The sequence below is a fragment of the Thalassoglobus neptunius genome (genome assembly GCF_007859735.1).
Lineage (GTDB): Bacteria > Planctomycetota > Planctomycetia > Planctomycetales > Planctomycetaceae > Thalassoglobus > Thalassoglobus neptunius.
In genome coordinates, this window is record NZ_SIHI01000051.1 from 1 (window position 1) to 22,316 (window position 22,316).

Below are 22,316 nucleotides of genomic sequence, written 5' to 3' on the forward strand. Positions count from 1 at the left end.
ACGGTAAGCTGAATGGCGAGTACCGCTCACAGATGACCAGGACAGAACTCGAAACAAAAGGATACGGCAGACGCTGGCTTGTGGAATCATTCATGAGCGGATTGAAGCGAACCACAGGTGCCGCACTCTCAGCCAGAAGCGAGAAAGCCCTGTTCGTCGAAGCCGCCCTCAAAGTCCTCGCCTACGCCCTGAGGCGTTAGCCCACGATCAAAACCTGTGATTTGTTTTCAACACAGCATTGTCGAGTCATCGCACTATCCCTGAGCGGTCAATATTTCCCTTAACTCCGACAAAAAGGGTCGCAGGGATTATATCGGTCACTTTCGCTGCGACATTTAACAAACGGCTCGTCCAAGGCAAACAAGGGCTATCCGCCGTCATTTGCACAGCGCAGCCACGTGCATGACAGTCAAAATCAGGCAACTTCTTGCAGTTTATCTGCAAAGTGCTGCACAGGATCGACCACCGTTCGCGACAGCCAGCCACATCGTCAAATAGGAACAACTGACCGCGACGAAGTTGAGCGGGAAGACAGCGTCGCGATGATGGTCAACGGTTGGAAGTTCCGGGATCAATTCGGCTCTGACGTCGAATCCTCACTCGTTCTGCGATCTTCAACTGTCAGAATTACGGTCGCGATGAGGCCGTGCAGTAGCACTGTAGCGCCGATCACGAAGAGAGCTGGCATCTGCTCTTTCATCACATATCCGGCAATGGTGAGTGCGACCCCGACGACTAGGGCAAGCTTCTGAAAATGGCGGTAGAGCTTGGGACTCTTGATTTCTGACATTGATGAACTCCTGTCTAAGATCAACCGTTGGAGTCTGCAACCTTCGGCTTTTGGATCGCGGTGGCGAACGAGGCAAAGTTCGCACGTGACGTTTCTCTCAATTCGAAACTCACTCAGAACGCAATCGGTTGTTCAGAAACTCGCGTACCATCTTTCGAGATGATTCACTTTGAAATTGCTGACCGCCATGTCCCGCACCACGCAAAATATGCAGCTTTGTGGGGACACCAGCCTCGTTGAGTTTTGCATGGAGCGTTTTGCTTTGCGTCACGGACACTAACGGGTCCTTGTCACCATGCATGATGAGGAATGGCGAATCGTCAGAAGAAACGTACGTTACAGGACTTGCTTTTTTCGCTTTTTCCTTATTCTCTTGCAGCGCCCCGCCAATGAGTTTGCTTTCGAAGGAATTCGGAGCGTCGGCATCAAGTTTAACGGGCAATGTCCGTTGTACCTGCATTGTTAGCAACTCCGATGGCCCGTACCAATCGATCACGCCCGAGATGTCATCGGCCGGATCATTGGGATCTCCTGTCGTTCCCAGCAAGGAAACGAGATGGCCTCCGGCGGATCCCCCCCAGACAACGATTCGGTTCGGATCGACACCACGGGAACCGGAGTTCTCTTTCAGCCATTTGATGGCGGCTTGGCAGTCTTCCAACTGGGCAGGGAAGGTTGCGGCATCGGTCAATCGGTATCCGACGCTTGCAAGCGCGAATTCTTCCTTAAGGACCCACAGGCAGCTTCCGATCCGGTCTTTGGATCCCTGCGCCCAACCGCCACCATGAACCCAAACGACGAGGGGTAACTTTGAATCCCCTTCCGACTTGGGAACGTACAAATCCAGTTTCTGCCGCTCGTGTCCATCTTTGACATACGCGATGTCACGTTCGACGGTCACGCTCTCGAGTGCCTTCTTGATGTACGGCGCCTGCTGTGCATTCACCTCCGAGGGAACTAAAATCGGTAATACGAACGCCATCAGCAACACTGCAATTTGACACTGTGAAGAACAAAGTTTCATGTGTGATTTTCTCGACTAAGATTCAAACGAAAAACATTACACCTTGACGTGATCGATTCAAACGCGGCGGCTATTGGTGGCGCGGTCGCATCTGCGGCTCGTCAATCATACCACAACGAACTCCGCCGAGACAACTTTCGGCAATACGCAAGTGCACCCAGCACCGACGCTAACTGAGATCAAGTGCTGTTGCGAGGGTACGCATCGTTTCGGCTTGCTTTTGCTGCACCAATTTTTGTGCTTGAGCAGCCTTTGCCTTGGCGGCGGCGTTTTCTTTCGCCATCTTAAGAACGGTCGGGACGATGCGTTTCCGGTCTGATTCCGAATCATGATCGAAGAGCCAGTCATTCAAGCCGATGTCTTCCCACATGTATCCTTTGCTGGTTTGCTCGGCAAAGCGGCAGACGATTGCCGGGACACCGTGACCAATACACATGATGGGCGAGTGCATTTCGTTGCCAAACAGGCCAGCGCTGCAGATGTAGACGCTCACTGCTTCTCCTGTCAGCCAATAGTGTGGTCGCCAAACGACTCGTTCCCGTATTTTCTGTGGCAGTTTGTCGTACAGCATTTCTTTGCCGACTGCCATTTGCGTTCGATCTTCGGGACAGATGAGGATCTTCTTGTCAGTCTCTTTGACAACACGTTCAATTGCGGTCCGCAACGGCGCGTGATCGTGCTCCTTCATTTCTTCGTTGCGAGCATGCTTAACAGGATCAAACGCTCGGCCCTTTTTGATCGTCCAATATGGCGTGTATCGCAATCTGGGGATGCAGCACAAGAATTTTCCCGCTTCAAGTTTGTTCTCCGCCAGAAACTGTTCCGCTTTCTCATCGTCTCTCAAATCACAGGCAAATGCACCGTCAGGACCAAACTCCATCACTGGCGATTTCGCGTCCAATGACTTGGCCAACTCCAGCGACTTGCTATCACGAAAGAACACGAATTGCGCATCGGTCAACACTTGAATCGAACGCTCCATATCTTTCCGGGTGCGATCACTTGTGGCGGAAGACTTTTTGCGAGGAAAAGTGATCCCGTAAATACCGTAGGGCTTGCCGGTTTCCTTTTTCCAGCGAATCAAATCTCGCTCTGCAACGATCGAGGCACCGCTGCCATGAAGCAAAAAATCGCATTGGTTAAACGCGTGCTTCAATTCCTCGCTTCCCGGCTTGGCGATCGTCAGGCCGGGAAACTCGTTTAGCAGCAGCTGTTCAACGCCGTTGTCAACGTTTGATGGCCACAATGTCACCTTGGCCTTCGGCAGATGGGTTCGCAGAATGCGAAGCACTCCCGGAGTATGAGCAATGTCGCCAATATTGACCGTTTGCCATGAGGAACGGAGAAGGATTCGCGGTTCCAAGTCGGAGGCTTCCGCCAACGCTGTCTCCAACCCGGCTACCAATAGAGCACCACTCGATAACTGGAGGAAAATTCTTCTGCGCATCTCATCACTCACTGCATTACATTGTTGAACTTTGCCGGGCTGATAACCAACCCTTTGCTGAGGGCAAATCAGTCCCATTGCTATGCCATGACGACATTTTCTTTGGAGACAAGGATTGTTGACCGTGTCCAATCGATAAAGTTCTTTTCGTCTTCAAAGAAGATTTTCAGGTACTCCTTAGCTTTCTCGTCAGACCAATCGCGAAGGAGAGCCTCTTCACTCTCAACCCAAAGCTCGGCGACCCCGTCAAAGGATTCAACCAGTCCAGTGCGAGGACCAATCACCAGATCGCGAGCAGCCGTGTCCAGCGGAAGGACTTGAACGTAGCGTTTCACGCCCAGCGTCTGAAAGGCGTCTGCCGGTACCGCCTGAGGATGTTTTTCACTCCAATATGCCTGGAACTCTTCGCGGCTCAATTCCGGTAGCCGCCGCATAATGTAGCTGATTTTGATCATTATTCTCTTTCTCGAAAAATTCAGGAGAGCGTGACCATAGCACAGCATTTCGATCTCGTCAGGTCTACGTACGGCAACGCATAAGACCGTTTCATGGACCAGCCCGCAGTGCTGTTGATTCCGTGACGGGAATCGGTCGGGCATGTCACACCATCGAGCACCCGTCCTATGCTAGAGTGTATTGCTGAGTGGAACTCAAGACTACGACACAAACAGCTGATACCAACTACAATTATTGTCATTGCAGAATCACATCCAGATAGATGAGACGTACGCGGGCACCCTGACGCACAACGACTTTTAATTCGTTCGTTGCTCGCATCGGCACACTCGCAGGGAGCGCGAAACAGGCGAATTCCTCGGGGGAACCCAGCCAAGTGTTTTCGTAACGATGCGACAGCGGATTCGTGACTGCGGGGACAGGAGACAGTTTGCTGTCGTTGAAGTGGACGTCGATCTCGTGACCGTCGATGGGGCCATCGGAGCGAAGTCGAATGAGTCCCTCGGCCCGTTCTTTTTCGGCAGGCAACATTGCCAACGAGAGCGTCTGGGGATGACCACGTTTGAGGGTTGTCGGTAAAGTTTTTTCACCGAGGATGGGATCGTTTCTTCCCGAACTGAGAAAATACGACTCGGATTGTGAGCGCAGAAATTGCTCATCCTTCAGCCGAGGCAATACATGAAACGGCGGTTCGTGAAACGGGCCGTTTTGCTCGGCAACGTGGTAACGATAGTATGGAAAATTAAACAGACTGACACCCTGGGCTCCCTGATCGTAAGCGATCCGAGCGGATGTATAGAACTGTTGGTCTGTGGTTCGCAGGAAGGGTTGGGTTCCGCTTCCATTGGTCGCCTTTCCGGTCATCGTCGCATGAGTCATTTCCAGATAGACTGCGGCTGCTTCACCGACCTGACGTTTTGCCACCGCAACACTGTCGTCCTGCCAAGTGAAGTAGCTGTGTGACAAATTGACCATATCCACACCGGCATCAACCAACGCCGCCAAGTCGACACCCTGATCCGGACGCACCTTTGCAGCAGCGGGTACGCGAACACACAGTGACCATCGCGGCAATCCGCGATCGGCTGCCGTGCGGTCCAACATTTTGCGAATGCGTCGTACAAAGTCCGTTGTGATCTTCAATCGGTCGGATTGCTTGGTCTTTGGCCCGAACCTTACCCAGTGACGAAGAAAGTCGAGTTCCAAACCGGCGAGATCATAGTTCGAGCAGGCTTCTTCGATCAGCGAGAAATTGTAGTCTCGGACTTCGGGAAAGGACCAGTCAAAAACGCCATTGTCCCACGATTTTTGATCCGGCCCAATCCGAAAACGTTCATAGTTATCCCAATAATGACGAGCCATGTTTGGCGTTGGTCTACCACGTTTGAGCGCTTCAGCAAGTTCGCGAACATGGTGTCCATCGTTTAGGCGATAGCTCAGAAACGGTGCTTGGTTCATTTGCCGACAGGCATCGACCAGCGTTGCTAACAGATCGCCACCTTCCAGTAGAAAGCGGCCGACCTTGCGTACTCCTTTAACCTTAAACGTGTCGCGAAGCCAGCGATGGTGGTCTTCGATCGAATAGATGTTGGACGACCACCACGGAATCCATCCCAGCCCGGGTTGCAGAAAGTGCGCATCCGCTCCGCTGGCCTCTACGATGGACTTTCTTAGCAAAGCATCGGTGAACTCTTTGCTTCTTTGATCAGGCCGTTGACAGGACAGAATGTTCGTTGTGTCATTACTGTATATCACGTGAAGGGGTGCGTTGCGGTTTACAGCCGTAGCGTTCAAGCAAGCCGCGTGTGATGCCCATGCCCATGCAGCTGCGCAGCCGACCTGGTTGAAAAAGTCGCGTCGGCTAGGCGGCTTGGTAGATGGATTTCGTGTCATTTCGATTTTGAATCCTTGGTGAGTAGCGTGCTACGTTGTTGCTGTTCATTCTGAACTTGGCGCGTCCATCTCTTGGATACGAATATTACGAAAGGCAACCCGACAGCCTTTGCCATGATCCTGAATCGCAATGAATCCTTTTTGCCGACTCATCTTTGGGTCCTGGTCGGTGACGACTGCAAACACGACTCCGTTGATTTTCTGGACGAGCTTGTCGCCCGAAGCGATGATTTCCAATTCGTTCCAACCGTGCTCGCGGAAACCCTGCCTGACGCGGTTCGCATCTGCTTCCCGACGGACATCCTTTGTGCCGTCGGATTTCAAAACCACTGATTGTCCCGCAGTGGCCATCAAGTGCCGCACGCCTTTCCTTGGGTGGTCATTGTCAAGTAACGAATGATGCCAAAGCCCCATCACGTCCTGCTCGGCGACTTCGACCTGGTATCCCGACACCATCCATGAACCGAGATCGTCACTGCGAACCTGCACACCGGAATTGCCTTGGTCCCAGAGGAATTCCATTCGCAATACGAAGTCACTCGGTTCTGCTCCGCGCCAGATCAGCCAATTCTTCTCTTTTGACTTGCCGGTACACCAGATCGCCCCTTCGCGAACTTCCCAGGCTTGTGGCTTTCCATTCCATCCCTTCAAGTCCTTGCCATTGAAGATCGATACAAAGCCTGTTTCTTCAGCTCCGATAGCTCCATCGCTCATGATCCATGCGATGAGGTCACGGGTCTGTTCCTTGCTCAACTTGTCAACAAGTCCGTCGGGCATGATGCTCGTCGATGTCTTACGGAGCACGTCGATATCGTCCTGCTGAATGTGAATGGTTTCGTTCGCCGTTCGCACAGTGACGCCAGACTTGGATTGTTTAGTGATGACCCCTGAAACGACACGGCCGTCTACCGTAACAATGACAGACATACGAAAGTCTGCCGGGACGGCTGCACCGGGATCGATGATGTTGGACAGCAGGTAGTTCAAATTTCCGCGTTGCGAACCAGTGAGGTCCGGCCCCAAAGTCGTTCCCTTGCCGAAGAGTTTGTGACACTTCCCGCAGCTTTCTGCAAAAAGGGCTCGACCGGCAGCGAGATCGGCTTCGCGTAGGAAGTCGGAGGAAAGTTGAGATTCCAACTTCCGGATTCTCGCCGTTCGATCCGCCGACGAAGACCGAACGCTGCCCCAGAGCTTTTCCAGTCGTTGAGATAATGTCCTGTCTCGCAATGCGTTCACCTGCTGAACTTGCGCGGCAGATAGATCTGATGCGGGGATCGCATCTTGCTCCATCAACGATAGCAATCGCTTTACGCTGGATTTACGAGAAACCAATACGTCGATCGCCGCCGATCGTTCATAGTCGGTTAGATCTCCATACGTGGCGAGTATCGTGTCGATTACCGTAGCATCTTTGACGGAAGCAGCCGCACGCAATGCCTGGACGGTCAGATGTCGCGTCTGGATCAACGCCTTGACGTCTTGTGACAAAGAGTCGGTTTGATGTTGCACCATCCCGGACAGAATGGCCTCGGCTGTTTTCGGATCGGTCGCGTGATCATGCAAGAGCGGACGCAAAGAGCGGAAGATGTCGCCACCCACCTTGACCGCTAGTCGGATACTTGCGAGTCGAACGTTGGCATTCGTGTGCCTGGTCCATTCGTTGACTTTAAGCTCAGACTCTTCTGTAAGTTCGATCGACTCGACCGAGGCGTCATTTATTCCATCCAGGTACGCAACGATTTGCTTCGGGCTCGCTTCCCTTGAGATCTGCGTGAACAGTAGTTCTGTCGATGGTGCTGTTTTCTCGCACACGCGTCGAATGATCCATCGTTGCAGTAGTGGCGAAACATTGCTCCGTTGATTCAAAAATCGGACTGGATCGGCTGCAACCTCCGGCTCAATCGCGTACCAAATCATTCGCTGCAGGTTTGCGTTGTCCCATCCGCTCCGTTGTCGAGCCAAAGAAAGGATGAAGGGTTGGCGATTACCAACAGACAACTTTCGGATGGACGACGCGAAAGACAGTTGCACCAGAGGCGAAGAATCGGAAAGTGCGATGGTTTTCAACAACTGCGGATCGACGGAACCGAGCTGTTCGCGGTCAGCCAACAATCGAAGGGCCCAAGACCGAACATGTTCACTTTCATGTTTCAGTTGAGCAGTCAGTCGCTCCTTCCGCAGCCCGTCGATCGAATGGAGCGCCCAGAGAGCACGCAACCGGAGTGCAGGTGTTTTCGCTTCATCGCACATTTGCTCGATCTGTCTGATCGCGGCGCGCATGTCGTCCCCGGCTGCAGCTCGTTCTTGCAGGATTCGTTGCGAATGGCGCACGTACCACTGGTTCGCATTCGACAGATTCGCGATGAGTTCCTCATTGGTAGATTCTATCAGGTTGACTGAGACCAATCGCGGCCGGCCCCATGAGATTTTGTAAACGCGTCCGCTTGTGCGGTGGACGCCGTCGCGGTCGTGACATTCGCCATTGTCTGACCAGTCTGTCAGGTAGACGTCTCCATCGGGTCCGTACTCCATCGAAACAGCACGAAACCAGGGATCATCGACCAGCATGAAGTCTTCGTCATGAATGGCTCGAAAACCATGTTCGTCCTGAACCAACCGATCACAGTTAATACGTCGGCCGTGGATATTGCTCATCAGCATCGCGCCACGATATTCGTTCGGCCAGTGACCGCCCAGATAGATCATCGCGTCACAGTGGGAATGACCTCCGCCATGCGCCGCGTTTCCTTCAGCAACCCGGCTTTGCTTATCAAACATTCTAGACGCCCAGTGCACGTGATCGCACATCGAAGTCATCAGTTCGTATGCGTATGGATTGGGGTGATCGTTTCGTTCTTTCCAGCGTTCGTAGTGGGCGCCGGGGATGAGCGGCCACAGATGCTCGACAACACTGGTTGAAAAGAAGCCGTGTCCATGCTCGTCGAAATCAAGCCCCCACGGATTGATGGTCCCATCATTGACAATCTCGAAATCATTCGATGTCGGATGGTATCTCCAGATACAACAGCTCAGCTCGACCCGTTCTTCATTGTTGAAGTCAGGCTTACCGACGAGCGAAGGCTGTTTGATTCCGTGACGACCGTAAAGCCAACCGTCCGGTCCCCATTCGAGTCCATTGACATTGTTGTGTTCAGCGTTCACGTTCCAGCCGTCTAGGTGAATGATCGGTGGTCCATCGGGAACATCGTCGTGGTCCCTGTCTGGAATGAAGCTCAGGCAGGGCGGCGCGGTAATCCAGACACCTCCAAAGCCGATCTCCAGTCCGGTCAGATGGGTTAGCCTGTCGCAAAACACGTGTCGTTTGTTGAGAATTCCATCGCCCGTGGTGTCCTCAAAAATCAGGATGCGATCATTCGTCTCGTCAGTAAAGCTGCTGCCGTTGTAGGAATAGCTTTCTGCGACCCACAGGCGACCTCGATCGTCAAACGTGATCGCGATTGGCTGACGGACATCGGGCTCCGCAGCAGCAAGCGTGACCTGGAATCCGGTCGGAACACGCAATCGTTTCACCGCTTGCTCGGGCGGAAGCGGATGTTCGTCGACCGCCTGGGTATTGACCGGAATCAAGTCATCCGCCAACGTCATCGAGCATGCCAGGAGCAACACAGACAACAGGGTGCCGTATGCCCGACTCATAAAAAATCTTTGAGGAACACATTCGCTCATTATCAACCGCTTCATTGGTTGTCTCCTGTTGCGATTCCGTAGGAACGCCTCAGTAGTTTCTTTAACCCCTGCGTTCGATCAGCGTATTGCGGATTATTCGCGACGTTGAACGTCTCGTTCGGATCGGCGCGGTGATCGTAGAGTTCCCGCTCAAAAATACGTCCGCTCGCGGTCTCAGTCCATTCGATGTATCGAAAACGATCGGTGCGAATCGCTCGACCGATGTACCTCTTTCCATGACGCGAAATTTGACTGAGCGCAAATTGCTGCTCCGCTCCCTTCCCGGTAAGTTCAGCCGCAAAACTCTCGCCTTCCAGGTGATTCGGCGCTGCGATGCCGGATAGCTCGCAGATCGTCGGATACAGATCTACCAATTCGGTGAGCATGCTGGATCGAGCGGGTTTGATTCCCGGAGCAGACACGATCAGCGGAACGCGTGTGGCGACCTCAAAGTTCGTCATCTTGGCCCAGGCGCTCTGCTCACCAAGATGCCAGCCGTGATCCGAGCACAAAACGACGATCGTGTTGTCGAGGCCGCCGGTTGCTTCAATCGCCGCGATCAGTTTGCCGACCTGAGCATCAACGTAGCTGACACATGCCGCGTAGGCCTGCAGAACCTGAAGCTGAATGGCTTCGGGGATTTTACCAACGTTGGGCACCCCAACGTAACTCCTCAGCTCATACCCGCTCCACATCATCGCCTCAGATCGGGACGGATCGGTTGGCATGGCGTAACCGAGTCGCCCCGCCGATTTGGCATAAGCGACCGAGTTTAGCCAGGCCACAATCGGGGAGCCCTTCGCGGGCCGTGGGTTTGTCGCCAGCCATGATCGATCAGGCTTGTAGAGCGAGAAGTAGCGTTTGGGAGCAACCAGTGGCAAGTGTGGGCGGCGATAACCAATCGCTAGGAATTGAGGAGTGTCCCGGCTGCGCTGACGAAGTGCTTCCACTGCCAGCTTCGTCATCCGTCCGGCAAACAACTTGTCGTCGGAAACGTCTGGACTTTGGAAGAATGGACAGTTCAATCGATCGGCAATGATAGTTGGTCCGGACGGATTGTCCGCATCAACCAATTCCAGGATTTCTTTATCCCTTCCGGGTGAAGGCTTCTCTGACCAATCGGCTGCGAGCTGCCAGCGATCATGATCTGTCTTGCCGAAGCTAAGCGTCCGGTATCCATGCTGCTTAAACCAGCGTGCCATCGAGACAGCCTCAGGTCGCCTGGTACGGAATCGATTCAAATCTTTTTCGCTGTGACCATAAACACGAGTCGAATCAGGACGTAGCCCAGTCATCAATGATAGTCGCGATGGACCGCACTTTGCGTACTGGCAATAGGCTCGGTCAAACACGACTCCGCGACTCGCCAGGTGATCGATGTTCGGCGTCTTGACATGTTGCGATCCATAACAGCCAAGCATCGGCCTCAGGTCATCAATCATGATGAACACCACGTCGGGGCGGTCTTCCGCACCCGAAACTCGAACAAACAAGCAGGCAAACGTTAACCAAAACGCACCATGAAATATTCTCATCATCTTCTCCAAATCGCTGTCGTTTTTCGTTGCCGTCGGGATTTGCCGACTTGCAGCCCGCGCAATCGCTTGACCGCTTGCTCGGGTGGCAGCGGATACTCGCCGGCGGCCTGTGTGTTGATTGGAGTCAAGTCATCAGCCGACGATGTTGAGCAGGCAATAAACGATATCAACAGAATGGTTCCGACTGAGGTTGCACCATTGGTCGGAAGAACGCGACGTCTCAAATTCATTTGCTACTCCCTCAAATACCTCTGGATGGCTTCTCGTTGCCGCTCGACCCAAGCTTCGCCGGAGCCGGAATGATAGGGGGCGTCCGCCCAGCTCACGGGCTTGCCCAAGGCACGCGGATCACCCGTGCGCTTGAGTTCCTGGTCGAGTTTTCCCTCCAACCGCTCGCGAATCTTCCGGAAATCGGGGTGACTAGCGAGGTTGTTAATCTGATCTGGATCGAGCTTGCAATCGTACAGCTCAACAGAGGGCCGTTTCTCAAGAACGTAGCCCAGAGTCCGTTTCACCTCCGGTTCATCTGCATGCAACATAAACGCAAACTTCGTTGGACCGCGATCCACGTTCGTGTAATGCGGAGGTTGACCGGAAGGAAAGAGATCCGGAAACAGATTGCGAATCAAGAGATAACGCTTGGTACGGATTCCACGCATCGCGTAGACACCACCTGGGTTGGCGTGTGCCAAGTGGCGTTCTCGGCCAAAAACAGCGTGGTCGCGAGTTGGTTCAATCTGTCCGGAACGATCGGACTGCAACAGCGGCAACAAACTCCGTCCCGTCATTTCTGGACGTCCATCTAGTCCGGCAATCTGTAACAGTGTCGGGGCGAAGTCCGCGAAGTGAACGAAGTCGTCGATGATCCTTCCGGCGGGAATCTGATCTGGCCAACGGATTGCCAAAGGCAAGCGAACACCTGAGTCGTACAGACTGCACTTGGAACGCGGAAACGGCATTCCATTATCCGACGTAACCAGGATGAACGTATTGTCCAGCTGACCGTGCTTGTCGAGAACGTCAAGACACGCCCCCAACTGCTGGTCGGACCACTCGATTTCTCGATAGTAGTCGAGTAAATCAATGCGAACATCCGGAAGATCCGGCAAGAACTTCGGAACCTTGACGTCGTTCGGCTCGCGTCCCGCCGTCAACCCGGATCGAAACTCGTAGTCGCGATGCGGCTCGTGTGTTCCAACCCAACAACAAAAAGGCTTGTCGCGGCAACTCTCCAGGAATGCGTTGAGGTTCGCCGAGTAGTGCTTGTTGGAAATGCCTCCTGTTGGCAATTCGTCTGGCTTGAAACGCAGCTTATTGAACTCGGGACCGGCGGGATTCCTCGATCGACCGCCTACCGCATGCTTGCCTGGGCCCCACCCCTTTCCAATGAAGCCAATGGCATAACCCGCTTCTTCCAAGATGTCCGGATAGCATTCAAATTTCGCTGGCAGAGTGCTGTGTAGATTGGCGCCTTCCTCCAGCTGCCAATGGTGCATTCCCGTCAACATGGTTCCACGAGAGGGAGTACACGACGGAGACGAGCAATAGGCATGGCTGAACAAGACACCTTCACGAGCAATGCGATCAAAGTTTGGCGTCTTGATCAGCGGATGGCCGTACGCACCCGCGTCGCGCCATGATTGATCGTCAGACACAAACACCAGCACGTTAGGCCGTTGAACCTCCTCGGTTACAGTAATTGGTGGCTGAGGGTGAGCGACCCGCTGAAAAAGGACCGTAATCAACAACACCAACACCGTCCGGAGCGTTTGCCAGCGAACAATCAACAGGATGGATCTCGGTTGAACACTCACAATAGACTCCTCACAGATTCGCCTTCCACCAACGTAGGTTCCAGACTTATTTCGACGTCAGGTAGCTTGTTACCGGTCGACAGTCGAGCGGCAAGCTGCGAAACGGCCAGCAAGCCGAGATCACGAGCGTGAATATCGAACGTGGTCAGACTGGGATACAGGCTTTGAATGATCGCGGTGTCGTTGTTTCCTGAGATGACACTCATGTCTTTGCCGACTTGCAACCCGCGCACAGCCAGCGCGCGATAGCACATCGCAGCGACGCTGTCCGACGCCGCGAAGATCGCCGTAATGGGTTTCTCTGACTCAAGCATTTGGTCAATCAAGGCTTGTACGCTGTCAGTTGTCAGTGGCGGCTTGACCGGTACCGTCCAACCTTGCGTCGGAGATTCCACAAATCGCTCCACATTCAATCCGCGCCGAATGGCCTGTGAAAGAAATCCGCCTTCGCGACGCATCATCAGCAAGTGATCGGGTTTCGGTCCGACGAACGCAACGTCCCGGTGTCCGCGATCCGCCAGGTAATCAGCTGCCATCGACCCAAGCTGAACGTCGCCTGCACCGACGGCATCGCCGCTGCATCCTTCCGGTCGCCCTAATAACCAGACGTGCGGAATTCTTAGCAGTTGCTGAACGAACGGATCCGAGCTATCAGCAACATGACGTCCCTGCATCGCACCAAGCAGGAAGACTCCATCCAGCTGCAGCGACATTGGAGGCGTTTGTTTGAGATACGGCAGGTTAAGAAGGTGCAGCTTTGCGCCGGTGGCCGACACTGCCTCTTCGGTCCCGCCGATGGAGTCCGCCACGGCGGGAAGCGAAACCAGCGATGGGGCCATTCCCAGCGTCACCACCGCCAATCGATTGAGCTTCAGCCCAAGCTCACCAGACGGTTGTGGGTCGGACGAACGCTGCTTGCGTTTCCGGAGCGGTTGATAGTTCATCGACTTGGCGACACGACAAATCTTCGCGGTCGCGACATCACTAATCGCCGGGTTCCCTCGAAGCGCGCGGCTTGCCGTGCTGACGGATACTCCAGCCGCATCAGCGACCTGTTGAAGCGTCACGCTTTCGGTTGCCTGAGTTGCCACGATTGATCCATGCAAGAGGATGCAAACTGTTGTTTATTTGCAATAATTTTCCACAAGCTTGCGTTGTTTGCAAGCGACAGTACGCTTCAACTTGCTATAAAGTATTGGAAATTATTAATATTCGGCCGCCTTGGCTGGTGTTTTTTGCATGCAATTTGCAGTCTGTTTGCATTCCTGGATGCCGCCACGTTACTCTAGAAAATGAAGGGAAGGTCGATGCCCCTGCCGAAAATCTTGATGCCGATCGGCGACGCAACGGAGATGATGGATACGCTGTATCCGGTCTTTCGACTGGCTGAAGAGGAATACGAAGTCGTTGTTGCTGCACCCGATTCACGAACCTATCACGGTGTCATGCACGAGATTCCACCGGCGGCCAATATCCCGTGGGACATTACCCGAGAACAGGCTTCGTATCACATCCGTGCCACGGTGGCATTCCAGGATGTCGATCCACATGACTACGCCGGGTTGTTCTTGTCAGGCGGGAGAGCACCGGAGTACTTGCGGTACGACGATCATCTGCTGCAAATCACACAACACTTCTTTGCTGAGAACAAGCCTGTAGCCGTGGTTTGCCATGGCATCGAAATCGCTGCCGCGGCCGGTTGCTTGAAAGAACGTACTGCAACGACGGTTGCCAAGTGTGCGCTCGATATCACTCAGTTCGGCGGCAAATACGTGGACGAGTCGATTCACCGGGACGGAAACCTGGTTTCTTGCCGAACCTGGCACGACTACGCGACGTTCTTCAAGCCATTCGTGACACTCCTGCAGGATCAGCGCCGTAAAGCGAACTCGGCAACGTAGCATCACCGATGCGTGCAGATTGATCTCCAACACAAGAAGCTGTGTTATGAACCGAAACATCAAAACCAACGAATCGAACCCCGATTTGAGTCGAGCTCCAACCATGCGCAACTTGCAGCACGCCGTGTTTTCGCGACGCGAAGCACTCGTCATTGCATCCGCCGCCTGCTTGACCAACAGCTTCGCTTTGCCAGCGCATGGAGATGCAGCCGATTCGGGGAATGGCTCAGTGGGGTGTACATTGGGCTTCAGCACTTACGGTATGCCTTCGATCAAATCCGAACGTGCCATTGATCTCCTTGATGAGATTGGGTTCGACAGCGTTGAAATATCTGTTCGTGCAGGCGCCGACGCGGACGCAGCAACACTTACAGGCGATCGTCGTCGTAAGATTCGTATGCGTCTCGCCAGCTCAGGAATCAAGCTAACGTCCCTTATGGAACACGTGAGGCCGTCCAGTGACAAGCGTCAAAAATACGCCTTGGAACGATTGCGACTCGCTGCCGAGCTAGCCAATAACCTGTCGCCCGATTCCCCACCGTTGATCCAGACAGTACTGGGCGGTGGCCGATTCTCCGAAGCACGCGAACGACTGCGCGACTACCTCGGACAATGGAGTCAGTTGGCCCAGGAATCCAACGTCATTATCGCCATCAAGCCACACCGTGGAGGCGTGGTTTCTAAGCCTGCTGAAGCGATCTGGCTCTTCAAGCAACTTGGGAAGCCAAAACACCTCCGGATGGTTTACGATTTCAGTCATTATGCGTTTCGCGGAATGACGCTTGAGAAAACCGCAGAAGAGTCGCTGCCATACGTGGCCCATGTGGCTGTCAAAGATGCTGTGCAGAACGATGATCGTGTCTCGTTTTTGCTTCCCGGTGAAGCTGGTACGATCGACTTTGCGAAGCTTATTGCGAGGCTGCATGCGGGAGGTTATCGCGGCGACATCAACTGTGAAGTGAGCAGCATGGTTTCTCGGCGGGACAACTATGATGCTTTGGCCGCTGCACGGCTTTGCTATCGGAATTTGTCTAAGGCCTTTGAACGTTCGGGCGTCAGGAGGCCACGGTGACCAGCAGCACAACGGAATCGGAATTCGGTGAAAGCAGAGAGTCCGATTCGGATAATCCGTCCGTTACGAAAGTCGCAAGATCGAAGCTGTCGATCGCGCTGGCTGCCGTCTTCTGCCTAAGCGTTATCATGGGAACCGGCCCGGGCGTGTTGCTTGTGAATCGTCCCGAGAGTATCAGCGGCATCCCGCTGGTATACGCATGGGGTATCCTTTGGTACTTCGTCCAGGTCGCCGTGGTGATTGTCGCAAGCCTGACCGTCTGGCGATCAACAGGTGTTGCGGAATCTTGCCGGACGCACAATGCGCCGTCACGACCGGAGCGTAATTCCGCAGAGCGTGGCGAAGGAGAGTTGCCGCGATGACCATCCCGATCCTCGTTGTGTTGATTTACCTCGGCGTGTTGTTGCTGTTTGGCTGGCTGGGGTATCGTCGAGGCGAGCGCAGCGAAGAAGATTACTACTTGGCGGGTCGCGGCCAAGGCTGGTTTATCTCGGCCATGACGATCATGGCGACCTTCTTCAGTTCCTTTGCATTGTTGGGCGCTCCGGGGATGGTCTATCGTGAAGGATTGGTATTTGCGCTCGTCAGCCTGAACGTTCCAATTGCCGGAGTCGCAATCTATCTTTTGGGCAATCCGATTCGTCGTGCGGGAAAACGCGGAGGGTACATCACTCAAGCGGACATGCTATGCGATCACTATGGTGATGGAGTCGGGCTGCGGCTGCTGGTGGCGTTGGTCGGATTCTTATTTGCGATTCCCTATGTGATGATGCAGTTGAAGGCGGGCGGCGAATTGGCTGCCGTGCTGTTCAGCGGGTACGATCATGCGTTCGAAGCAGGGGCAATCGTCCTGTCGGTGATAACGGCGCTGTACATCATGATTGGTGGCATGCGTAGCGTCGCCTGGACCGATGCGTTGCAATGTGCCCTGCTCGTGATGGGAATGGCATTGGGTGGTATTTCGCTGGTTGTCAGCATGGGCGGGCCGTCAGCCTTCCTGCACGAAGTGAACCAGCTTCCAACATCTTCGCTCACAGTGCCTGGAAACACGGGGTTCTGGCAGCTCCCGATGCTATTCACGGTATGTCTGCTGATGCCGATCGGAGGAATCATTCAACCGGCCCAGTGGATGCGTTTTTATTCGGCTCGCGATGCCGATACGTTGCGCCGCAGTGCGCTGATATTCTCTGTCTTACTGACCGGATGTTTCATTTTTGCAATCATGCCGATTGGACTTGGCGGTCAGGTGATGTATCCGCTCGAACTTTCAGCCGATGGTGTTGCGCCGAACGAAAGAGTCGGTAGCTTTGACCAGATCCTCGTCGTGATGCTCGATGATCTGATGCCCAGGCTGCTGGGCGAAGTTGCCGGCGCAACACTTTCGTCCTTGGTGATCGTGGCGATTATGGCCGCCGCAATGAGTACTGCGGACAGCAACTTGCATGCGCTCAGCGCGCTGTTCACTCGCGATATTTACAGTCGCTTTCTGCGGCGTGGTTGTTCGGAACGAGAGAAGCTTTGGTCGGGGCAGTTACTGATTTTCGTGGCAACGGCCTTCTCGCTTGTCTTGGTGCTGATAGGAAGCCGACCGGAAAGCAGTTTGTCTGGGTTGATGCAGATGATTGTGACTCTGGCATTGTTTGCAGTTGCATTTAGTATTCAGCTGCTTCCGATGACATTGGATGTCCTGTTCATCGGCCGAGGAACTCGAAACGCTGCAATCATCTCACTCTCGTGCGGATTGCTGGTGGCCTTTTGCTTTACACCGCTTTTCCCGTTGCTGTTTGCGAAAGAATCGTCGCCTCTGATCCTCTGGATCAATGCAGCCAAAGAACTGATCCCCATGCACGCCTCAGCTTGGGGACTTGTTGTCAATGGACTCGTTTTCGTGGCAGTTTCTGTGATCGAGTCAAGGGTGTTGAAGGCACGAAGCGTTTGATTGGAATGTTCGGTGCTGCGACATTGGATTTGTTACCAGTAAACGGGATTATCCAGTGCCTTTACGCAGACGGAGTGTCCCGGAATCATGCCGATTGGATCGTCCGTCAGTGATTGACCAAGCCAACCCTCCGGTTGAGAAAGGGAATACGGTGGAGCGAGTTCTGTCGTCGCTATGGAATGAAAGCCAACCTTTGAATAGAAGGCCGGGTCACCGTATGTGATTGCGAAGCGGACGCCTTGATTCTTTAGCTCTGCAAGGCCATGTCGGATAAGTGATTGTCCGATTCCCTGACTTTGATGCTCTGTGTCGACAGCAACGGGTGACAGAATGAAAACATTATTCTCCGTCTCAAACGTCAATCGACTGAAGAAAATCGCACCGACGATCTGAACTTCTTCGATTGCCACGAAACCATATAGATCCTGCGCCTCTGTGGTTGCAATCATTTCCGTAGCAAGTTGACCAATGAGCTTTCCCTCCTGTTCACCTTCGGAGTCGCTGAAGACCTTGTGAAAAAGTTTTGCAATCGCGTTTTCGTCATTCGGTTGCTGTGATCGAATTTTCATATTTGCTCGCGAGGAAGTAGTGAGTGCAAGTTGCGACCGTGTTGACGCCAAGGCCCTTGCGAAGCGGATGATCTCTACGTGATTGATCTTAACTCCATCGCACAGCCTATTAAAAATGTTTAGCCGGAGGATGCCCGTTCTTTGGTTCGCATCATCGTTTCCACCACACATCGAAGAATTGGAGAAAAGGAAGTTGGGCACGGCGCAGGTTTGTTCGGTACAGTGACTCTGTCTGTAATATTTGATAATAATAAACGGGAACGCTTCTTCTTGCCCACCCTAAATGGTGCCTGGCAACGCAGACTGTACTTAACATGGTTGAATCATGACATTTAATGCCCTGGTCGTCGAGGAGAATGAAGAGAAAGGCGTTTCGGTTGGGGTTCAGCAAGTGACGAAAGATCAGTTGCCGGATGGCAATGTGACCGTGGCTGTCGAGTATAGCACTCTGAATTACAAAGACGGGCTATGTCTGCAGCCTCGCAATGGACTCGTTCGAGCGTATCCTCATGTGCCGGGAATCGATTTTGCCGGAACAGTCGAAGCCTCCGATGATCCTCGATATCGCCCAGGGGATAAAGTCGTGCTGACCGGATGGCGCGTTGGCGAAACGCACTGGGGAGGCTTTTCGCAGAAATCTCGCGTCAACGCGGACTGGCTGGTTCCGCTGCCTGATGGACTCACGACGAAGCAGGCGATGGCGGTTGGAACGGCGGGCATTGCTGCAATGCTTGCGATTCTCGCATTGGAAGATCATGGTCTCAAGCCAGGTGACGGAGAAGTGTTGGTCACCGGCGCGGCTGGCGGCGTTGGGTCGATCGCCACAGCCGTGCTGGCCAATGTTGGATACGAAGTCGCTGCGGTCACGGGCCGACCGGAAACTTCAGACTACCTGAAGTCACTGGGCGCCACACGAATCGTTCCGCGCGAAGAGATCATCTCAGTCATCAAGAAGCCAATGGAAGCGGCAACCTGGACTGGTTGTGTCGATGCGGTCGGAGGAGAAATGCTGGCCCGCGTGATTGGTCAGTTGAAGTACGGCGCATCGGTTGCTGCGGTTGGGCTCGCAGGAGGATCGTCGTTGCCAACGACTGTCATCCCGTTTCTTCTTCCTGGGGTCAACCTGCTAGGAATCGACAGCGTGATCCAACCATTCGATTCGCGCAAACGGGCGTGGCAACGCATCGCAACGGACCTTCCACTTGAAAAACTGGACGCCATGATTGTTGACGCCAAACTGTCGGAAGTTCCCGAACTTGGAAGTAAAATCCTGGACGGAAAAATCAAAGGGCGCATTGTGGTTGACGTGAATTCTGCCTAGATTTCCTTTCTTGAGTCGCATTATAATTCGTGGCAAACAACCCATTGCGGCCCGGTGATTGTGGTCGCCATTTGCTAACAAATTTATCCTCCACACAAAACAAAAGGCCTAGTTATGAAACCAATAATCCTCGCACTGACTGTGTTGATCACTCTGTCGCCCGCCTCGATCTGGGCTGATGGGATCCCTGTGACGATTAAGAACTACATCCGCGCTGAGAGCGACGTACAGATGAAAGGCTATGCCCAGAAAGCCGGGGGCGTGGGCAAAATGTTTCATATGCGCGAGCCTTATTCTGTGGAGAATCAGACCACCATTCGAGGGAACCGAGACACGCTTTATTCTGTGGGCGTATTTGATTTAACGATGCCTGTCACCATTACCAAACCCGCCTCTCCCAATCGGTTCCAGTCCTTGTTGGTCATCAGTCAGGATCATTTTATGCCGGTGCTCAAACACGGCAGCGGCAAGGTCACGTTGACAATGGACTCGGTCGGTACTCGCTATGTGCTCACCGCATTCCGAACATTTGTTGACCCCAATGACCCGAAAGACGTGAAGGCTGCCCACGCGCTTCAGGATGCGATCAAAGTTAAGCAGTCCTCTCCTGGAAAACTTGAACTACCAAATTGGGACATGAAGTCGTTCGAGCAAACCCGCAAAAATCTCAATGTCCTTGCTAACCAACTGTCTGATTTCTCAGATGGTTTCGGGAAAAAAGGTCAGGTGGATCCCATTACACATTTGATGGCAAGCTCCTTCGGCTGGGGTGGCAATCCTCCACGCGGTGCGAAGTACGTCAACGTGGTTCCAGAAAAAAATGATGGGAAGACAGCTCATGTGGTTACCTTTCCCAAAGATGTTCCGGTGAATGGGTTCTGGTCGGTCACCGTCTATAATAAGGACGGTTTTTTTACCCCCAACAAGCTAAATGCCTATTCCGTGAATAACGTAACAGGAAAGAAGAATAACGATGGTAGTGTGACCATCCACTTCGGCGGTGATCCTAGTTCATCCAATTACCTTCCCATCACTGAGGGGTGGAATTACATCATTCGGCTTTACCTTCCCGACTGGGAGATCACTGAAGGTGATTGGACCCCACCAGCGCCTATACCAACTCACCGATGATGAATTTGAGGGAAGTTTGTCAGTGCCAGATGCATCGATCCTTGCATTGGAATTTACGGAGCGATGCATCTCTGCTGGCTTTCCTCTCTTGTGTTGCGTCATATTCAATAATGGCACCCTGTTATGCCGTGCTCCCCAAATCCGTTTTCTGATATGAGCCACCTCGCCCATACCCGGCGACAATTGAAGATTGCGGTGCTCTTGCTTGTGGTATTCGCGCGGACTGTGACGGCTTCGGCGGAACAAGGTCTGCCTGCTGCAACGCCGGAGTCGCAAGGCATGCGGACGCAGATGCTCCGTGAGATGTCCAAATATGTCCGCGACAACAAATTCGATATCCGCGGGATAGTCATACTGCGTCACGGTCGATTGGTGTTCGAGTGGTACGCGGGCGGGGTCACTCGCGACCACAACCACATCACGTATTCCGTCACGAAGAGCGTGGTCGGGACACTGGCTGGCGTCGCGATTGATCGTGGGGAACTGCCTGGGACAGACGCGAAACTTTCTGAGTTGTTCCCGCGCGAACCGGCTCTGAAGAAGGACGCACGAAAGGCCCGCATCACACTTTCCGATCTCCTGACGATGCGAAGTGGTCTGCCACAAGCGCGGGCCGCGAATCCGGGTCCGCAAAAAGACGTGTTCGAACGAATCCATCGCTCTAAAGATCGGACAGCCACCATCCTCGAATTGAAAATGGCAGCCAAGCCGGGTGAACGATTCGCCTATGGAAATGCCGAACCTCAACTGGTCAATGCGATCCTTCGGAACGCCACTGAAGAAGAACCGCTACATTATGCGCGACGCGTTCTGTTCGCCCCCATGGACTTCTCGAACACGGAATGGGTCCATTCTGATCAGACCGGACTCGTGCCGGGCGGGTATGGCCTCCGATTGCGCGTGATCGACATGGCCAAGCTTGGCCAGTTGTACCTCCAAGGTGGGCGATGGGGCGATGATCGCATCATTTCTGAGAAGTGGATTAAGGCGGCGACGAGTCGTTTGGCCGCGAATCGGTATGGGTATTATTGGTGGACCAACGTCCCTGTTGGGACGCATTCAGGTTACGCTGCCAAGGGACTGCACGGACAGTTGATACACGTCATTCCGGAGTTGGATATTGTTTTCGCGGCCGTCTCCGAGCTACCGCAAAGAGACGTCAAGAAACTTTCGTTGATGACGGAACGCTTTGTGGTGGGGGCAGTGGCAAGCGACGGTCCGCTCCCCAACAATGCTCAAGCGTTGAAGGAACTGACGGAAGAATTGGCTCGGGCTGCGAGTTACATCCCGGCAGGCCGGGAGAACCTGCCTCCGATCAAATTGCCGCAGTTGCCCGCGAAATCGCCGGAGCAGTGATCCATTTGATGACAGGCGAGCATTTCAGCCTATACTGAGGAAATGCTGAGTGCCCGAATTCAAGCGGATTCCAGACCAGTCAACGTTCCCGAACTGCTGCCAAATCGGTCTTTGTTAATTCCAGCATGGTGTAGAAGAGAGAGAAACAGATTGCACATGGGGGCTTGGTCCACTCCCATGACGGGACGACGAATCGTGTTTTGGCCGGTCGCCGCCTGGGATTCGCCTCTGGCGAGTTCCTCTATCCATTCGTAAGCGCCGTTTGGAGTGCATGTTGACTTGGGTTGTATTCTTTGGGGTTTCTGGTTTTGGAATTCCTGGGGGATGGTGTCTTGTCGCGTGTGGGTTATTCTCGAGTGCAGTGGGTCGAGTGGATTG

Annotated in this window: 18 protein-coding genes and 2 pseudogenes; 8 read left to right on the forward strand and 12 right to left on the reverse strand. The window is 53.6% G+C overall.

What is annotated here, in order from left to right:
* Positions 1-200 (forward strand): annotated as a pseudogene (locus KOR42_RS23200) (hypothetical protein); the annotation flags it as partial.
* Between the two features lie 371 nt (positions 201-571).
* On the opposite strand, the gene KOR42_RS23205 reads toward KOR42_RS23200, so the two are convergent.
* From KOR42_RS23205 to KOR42_RS23250, 10 genes are all read right to left on the reverse strand, one after another.
* Positions 572-790, reverse strand: coding sequence for a hypothetical protein (locus KOR42_RS23205; RefSeq protein ID WP_146512225.1), 219 nt, complete (start codon positions 788-790; stop codon positions 572-574).
* Between the two features lie 109 nt (positions 791-899).
* On the reverse strand, positions 900-1,772 hold the full coding sequence (locus KOR42_RS23210; protein WP_197441503.1) for an alpha/beta hydrolase: 873 nt from the start codon (positions 1,770-1,772) through the stop codon (positions 900-902).
* 211 nt (positions 1,773-1,983) lie between these two features.
* A complete protein-coding gene (locus tag KOR42_RS23215) occupies positions 1,984-3,261 on the reverse strand; it encodes a polysaccharide pyruvyl transferase family protein (RefSeq protein WP_146512227.1) in 1,278 nt (425 codons plus the stop codon).
* Positions 3,262-3,341: 80 nt separating this feature from the next.
* Positions 3,342-3,716, reverse strand: coding sequence for an EthD domain-containing protein (locus tag KOR42_RS23220; RefSeq protein WP_197441504.1), 375 nt, complete (start codon positions 3,714-3,716; stop codon positions 3,342-3,344).
* A gap of 238 nt (positions 3,717-3,954) precedes the next feature.
* Entirely contained in the window at positions 3,955-5,394 is a 1,440-nt protein-coding gene (locus KOR42_RS23225) for an alpha-amylase family protein (protein ID WP_146512229.1), read from the reverse strand.
* Positions 5,395-5,655: 261 nt separating this feature from the next.
* Positions 5,656-9,312, reverse strand: a complete 3,657-nt coding sequence (locus tag KOR42_RS23230) for a PVC-type heme-binding CxxCH protein (protein WP_146512230.1) — start codon at positions 9,310-9,312, stop codon at positions 5,656-5,658.
* Positions 9,309-10,835, reverse strand: coding sequence for a sulfatase (locus KOR42_RS23235; RefSeq protein ID WP_146512231.1), 1,527 nt, complete (start codon positions 10,833-10,835; stop codon positions 9,309-9,311). Before KOR42_RS23235 ends, KOR42_RS23230 begins: the two co-directional genes overlap by 4 nt.
* Complete coding sequence (locus KOR42_RS23240) at positions 10,832-11,065, reverse strand: hypothetical protein (RefSeq protein WP_146512232.1); 234 nt, start codon at positions 11,063-11,065, stop codon at positions 10,832-10,834. Before KOR42_RS23240 ends, KOR42_RS23235 begins: the two co-directional genes overlap by 4 nt.
* 3 nt (positions 11,066-11,068) lie before the next feature.
* On the reverse strand, positions 11,069-12,649 hold the full coding sequence (locus KOR42_RS23245) for a sulfatase family protein (protein ID WP_197441506.1): 1,581 nt from the start codon (positions 12,647-12,649) through the stop codon (positions 11,069-11,071).
* Positions 12,646-13,740 carry a LacI family DNA-binding transcriptional regulator gene (locus KOR42_RS23250; RefSeq protein ID WP_146512234.1) on the reverse strand — a complete coding sequence of 365 codons (1,095 nt, stop codon included), beginning with the start codon at positions 13,738-13,740 and terminating at the stop codon, positions 12,646-12,648. The genes KOR42_RS23245 and KOR42_RS23250 overlap by 4 nt, the downstream gene beginning before the upstream one ends.
* A 216-nt stretch (positions 13,741-13,956) precedes the next feature.
* On the opposite strand from KOR42_RS23250, the gene KOR42_RS23255 reads away from it, so the two are divergent.
* The 4 genes from KOR42_RS23255 to KOR42_RS23270 are packed head-to-tail and all read left to right on the forward strand — an operon-like array spanning position 13,957 to position 17,561.
* Positions 13,957-14,550 (forward strand): DJ-1/PfpI family protein, encoded by a 594-nt coding sequence (locus KOR42_RS23255; protein WP_146512235.1) that lies wholly within the window; start codon positions 13,957-13,959, stop codon positions 14,548-14,550.
* A 46-nt stretch (positions 14,551-14,596) separates the two neighbouring features.
* On the forward strand, positions 14,597-15,622 hold the full coding sequence (locus tag KOR42_RS23260) for a sugar phosphate isomerase/epimerase family protein (RefSeq protein ID WP_146512236.1): 1,026 nt from the start codon (positions 14,597-14,599) through the stop codon (positions 15,620-15,622).
* On the forward strand, positions 15,619-15,984 hold the full coding sequence (locus KOR42_RS23265; protein ID WP_146512237.1) for a hypothetical protein: 366 nt from the start codon (positions 15,619-15,621) through the stop codon (positions 15,982-15,984). The genes KOR42_RS23260 and KOR42_RS23265 overlap by 4 nt, the downstream gene beginning before the upstream one ends.
* A complete protein-coding gene (locus tag KOR42_RS23270) occupies positions 15,981-17,561 on the forward strand; it encodes a sodium:solute symporter family protein (protein ID WP_146512238.1) in 1,581 nt (526 codons plus the stop codon). Before KOR42_RS23265 ends, KOR42_RS23270 begins: the two co-directional genes overlap by 4 nt.
* Positions 17,562-17,593: 32 nt before the next feature.
* On the opposite strand, the gene KOR42_RS23275 is transcribed toward KOR42_RS23270, so the two are convergent.
* Entirely contained in the window at positions 17,594-18,130 is a 537-nt protein-coding gene (locus KOR42_RS23275; protein ID WP_146512239.1) for a GNAT family N-acetyltransferase, read from the reverse strand.
* A gap of 325 nt (positions 18,131-18,455) precedes the next feature.
* Between KOR42_RS23275 and KOR42_RS23280 the strand changes: the two genes are divergently transcribed.
* The 3 genes from KOR42_RS23280 to KOR42_RS23290 all read left to right on the forward strand — a co-directional run bounded on the left by KOR42_RS23280 (position 18,456) and on the right by KOR42_RS23290 (position 21,938).
* Positions 18,456-19,451 (forward strand): MDR family oxidoreductase, encoded by a 996-nt coding sequence (locus KOR42_RS23280; RefSeq protein ID WP_146512240.1) that lies wholly within the window; start codon positions 18,456-18,458, stop codon positions 19,449-19,451.
* A 114-nt stretch (positions 19,452-19,565) separates the two neighbouring features.
* Complete coding sequence (locus KOR42_RS23285; protein WP_231741092.1) at positions 19,566-20,582, forward strand: DUF1214 domain-containing protein; 1,017 nt, start codon at positions 19,566-19,568, stop codon at positions 20,580-20,582.
* 279 nt (positions 20,583-20,861) lie between these two features.
* Positions 20,862-21,938, forward strand: coding sequence for a serine hydrolase domain-containing protein (locus KOR42_RS23290; protein ID WP_231741093.1), 1,077 nt, complete (start codon positions 20,862-20,864; stop codon positions 21,936-21,938).
* A gap of 59 nt (positions 21,939-21,997) precedes the next feature.
* Here the strand turns inward: KOR42_RS23290 and KOR42_RS27530 are convergent.
* Positions 21,998-22,316: pseudogene (locus KOR42_RS27530) on the reverse strand (hypothetical protein); the annotation flags it as partial.

Bases quoted from the DNA above. Each gene is read 5' to 3' on its own strand.
- KOR42_RS23205 (WP_146512225.1), bottom strand. From the start codon at position 790: ATGTCAGAAATCAAGAGTCCCAAGCTCTACCGCCATTTTCAGAAGCTT.
- KOR42_RS23210 (WP_197441503.1), bottom strand. From the start codon at position 1,772: ATGGCGTTCGTATTACCGATTTTAGTTCCCTCGGAGGTGAATGCACAG.
- KOR42_RS23215 (WP_146512227.1), bottom strand. From the start codon at position 3,261: ATGCGCAGAAGAATTTTCCTCCAGTTATCGAGTGGTGCTCTATTGGTA.
- KOR42_RS23220 (WP_197441504.1), bottom strand. From the start codon at position 3,716: ATGATCAAAATCAGCTACATTATGCGGCGGCTACCGGAATTGAGCCGC.
- KOR42_RS23230 (WP_146512230.1), bottom strand. From the start codon at position 9,312: ATGAAGCGGTTGATAATGAGCGAATGTGTTCCTCAAAGATTTTTTATG.
- KOR42_RS23235 (WP_146512231.1), bottom strand. From the start codon at position 10,835: ATGATGAGAATATTTCATGGTGCGTTTTGGTTAACGTTTGCCTGCTTG.
- KOR42_RS23240 (WP_146512232.1), bottom strand. From the start codon at position 11,065: ATGAATTTGAGACGTCGCGTTCTTCCGACCAATGGTGCAACCTCAGTC.
- KOR42_RS23255 (WP_146512235.1), top strand. From the start codon at position 13,957: ATGCCCCTGCCGAAAATCTTGATGCCGATCGGCGACGCAACGGAGATG.
- KOR42_RS23260 (WP_146512236.1), top strand. From the start codon at position 14,597: ATGAACCGAAACATCAAAACCAACGAATCGAACCCCGATTTGAGTCGA.
- KOR42_RS23270 (WP_146512238.1), top strand. From the start codon at position 15,981: ATGACCATCCCGATCCTCGTTGTGTTGATTTACCTCGGCGTGTTGTTG.
- KOR42_RS23275 (WP_146512239.1), bottom strand. From the start codon at position 18,130: ATGAAAATTCGATCACAGCAACCGAATGACGAAAACGCGATTGCAAAA.
- KOR42_RS23280 (WP_146512240.1), top strand. From the start codon at position 18,456: ATGACATTTAATGCCCTGGTCGTCGAGGAGAATGAAGAGAAAGGCGTT.
- KOR42_RS23285 (WP_231741092.1), top strand. From the start codon at position 19,566: ATGAAACCAATAATCCTCGCACTGACTGTGTTGATCACTCTGTCGCCC.
- KOR42_RS23290 (WP_231741093.1), top strand. From the start codon at position 20,862: ATGCGGACGCAGATGCTCCGTGAGATGTCCAAATATGTCCGCGACAAC.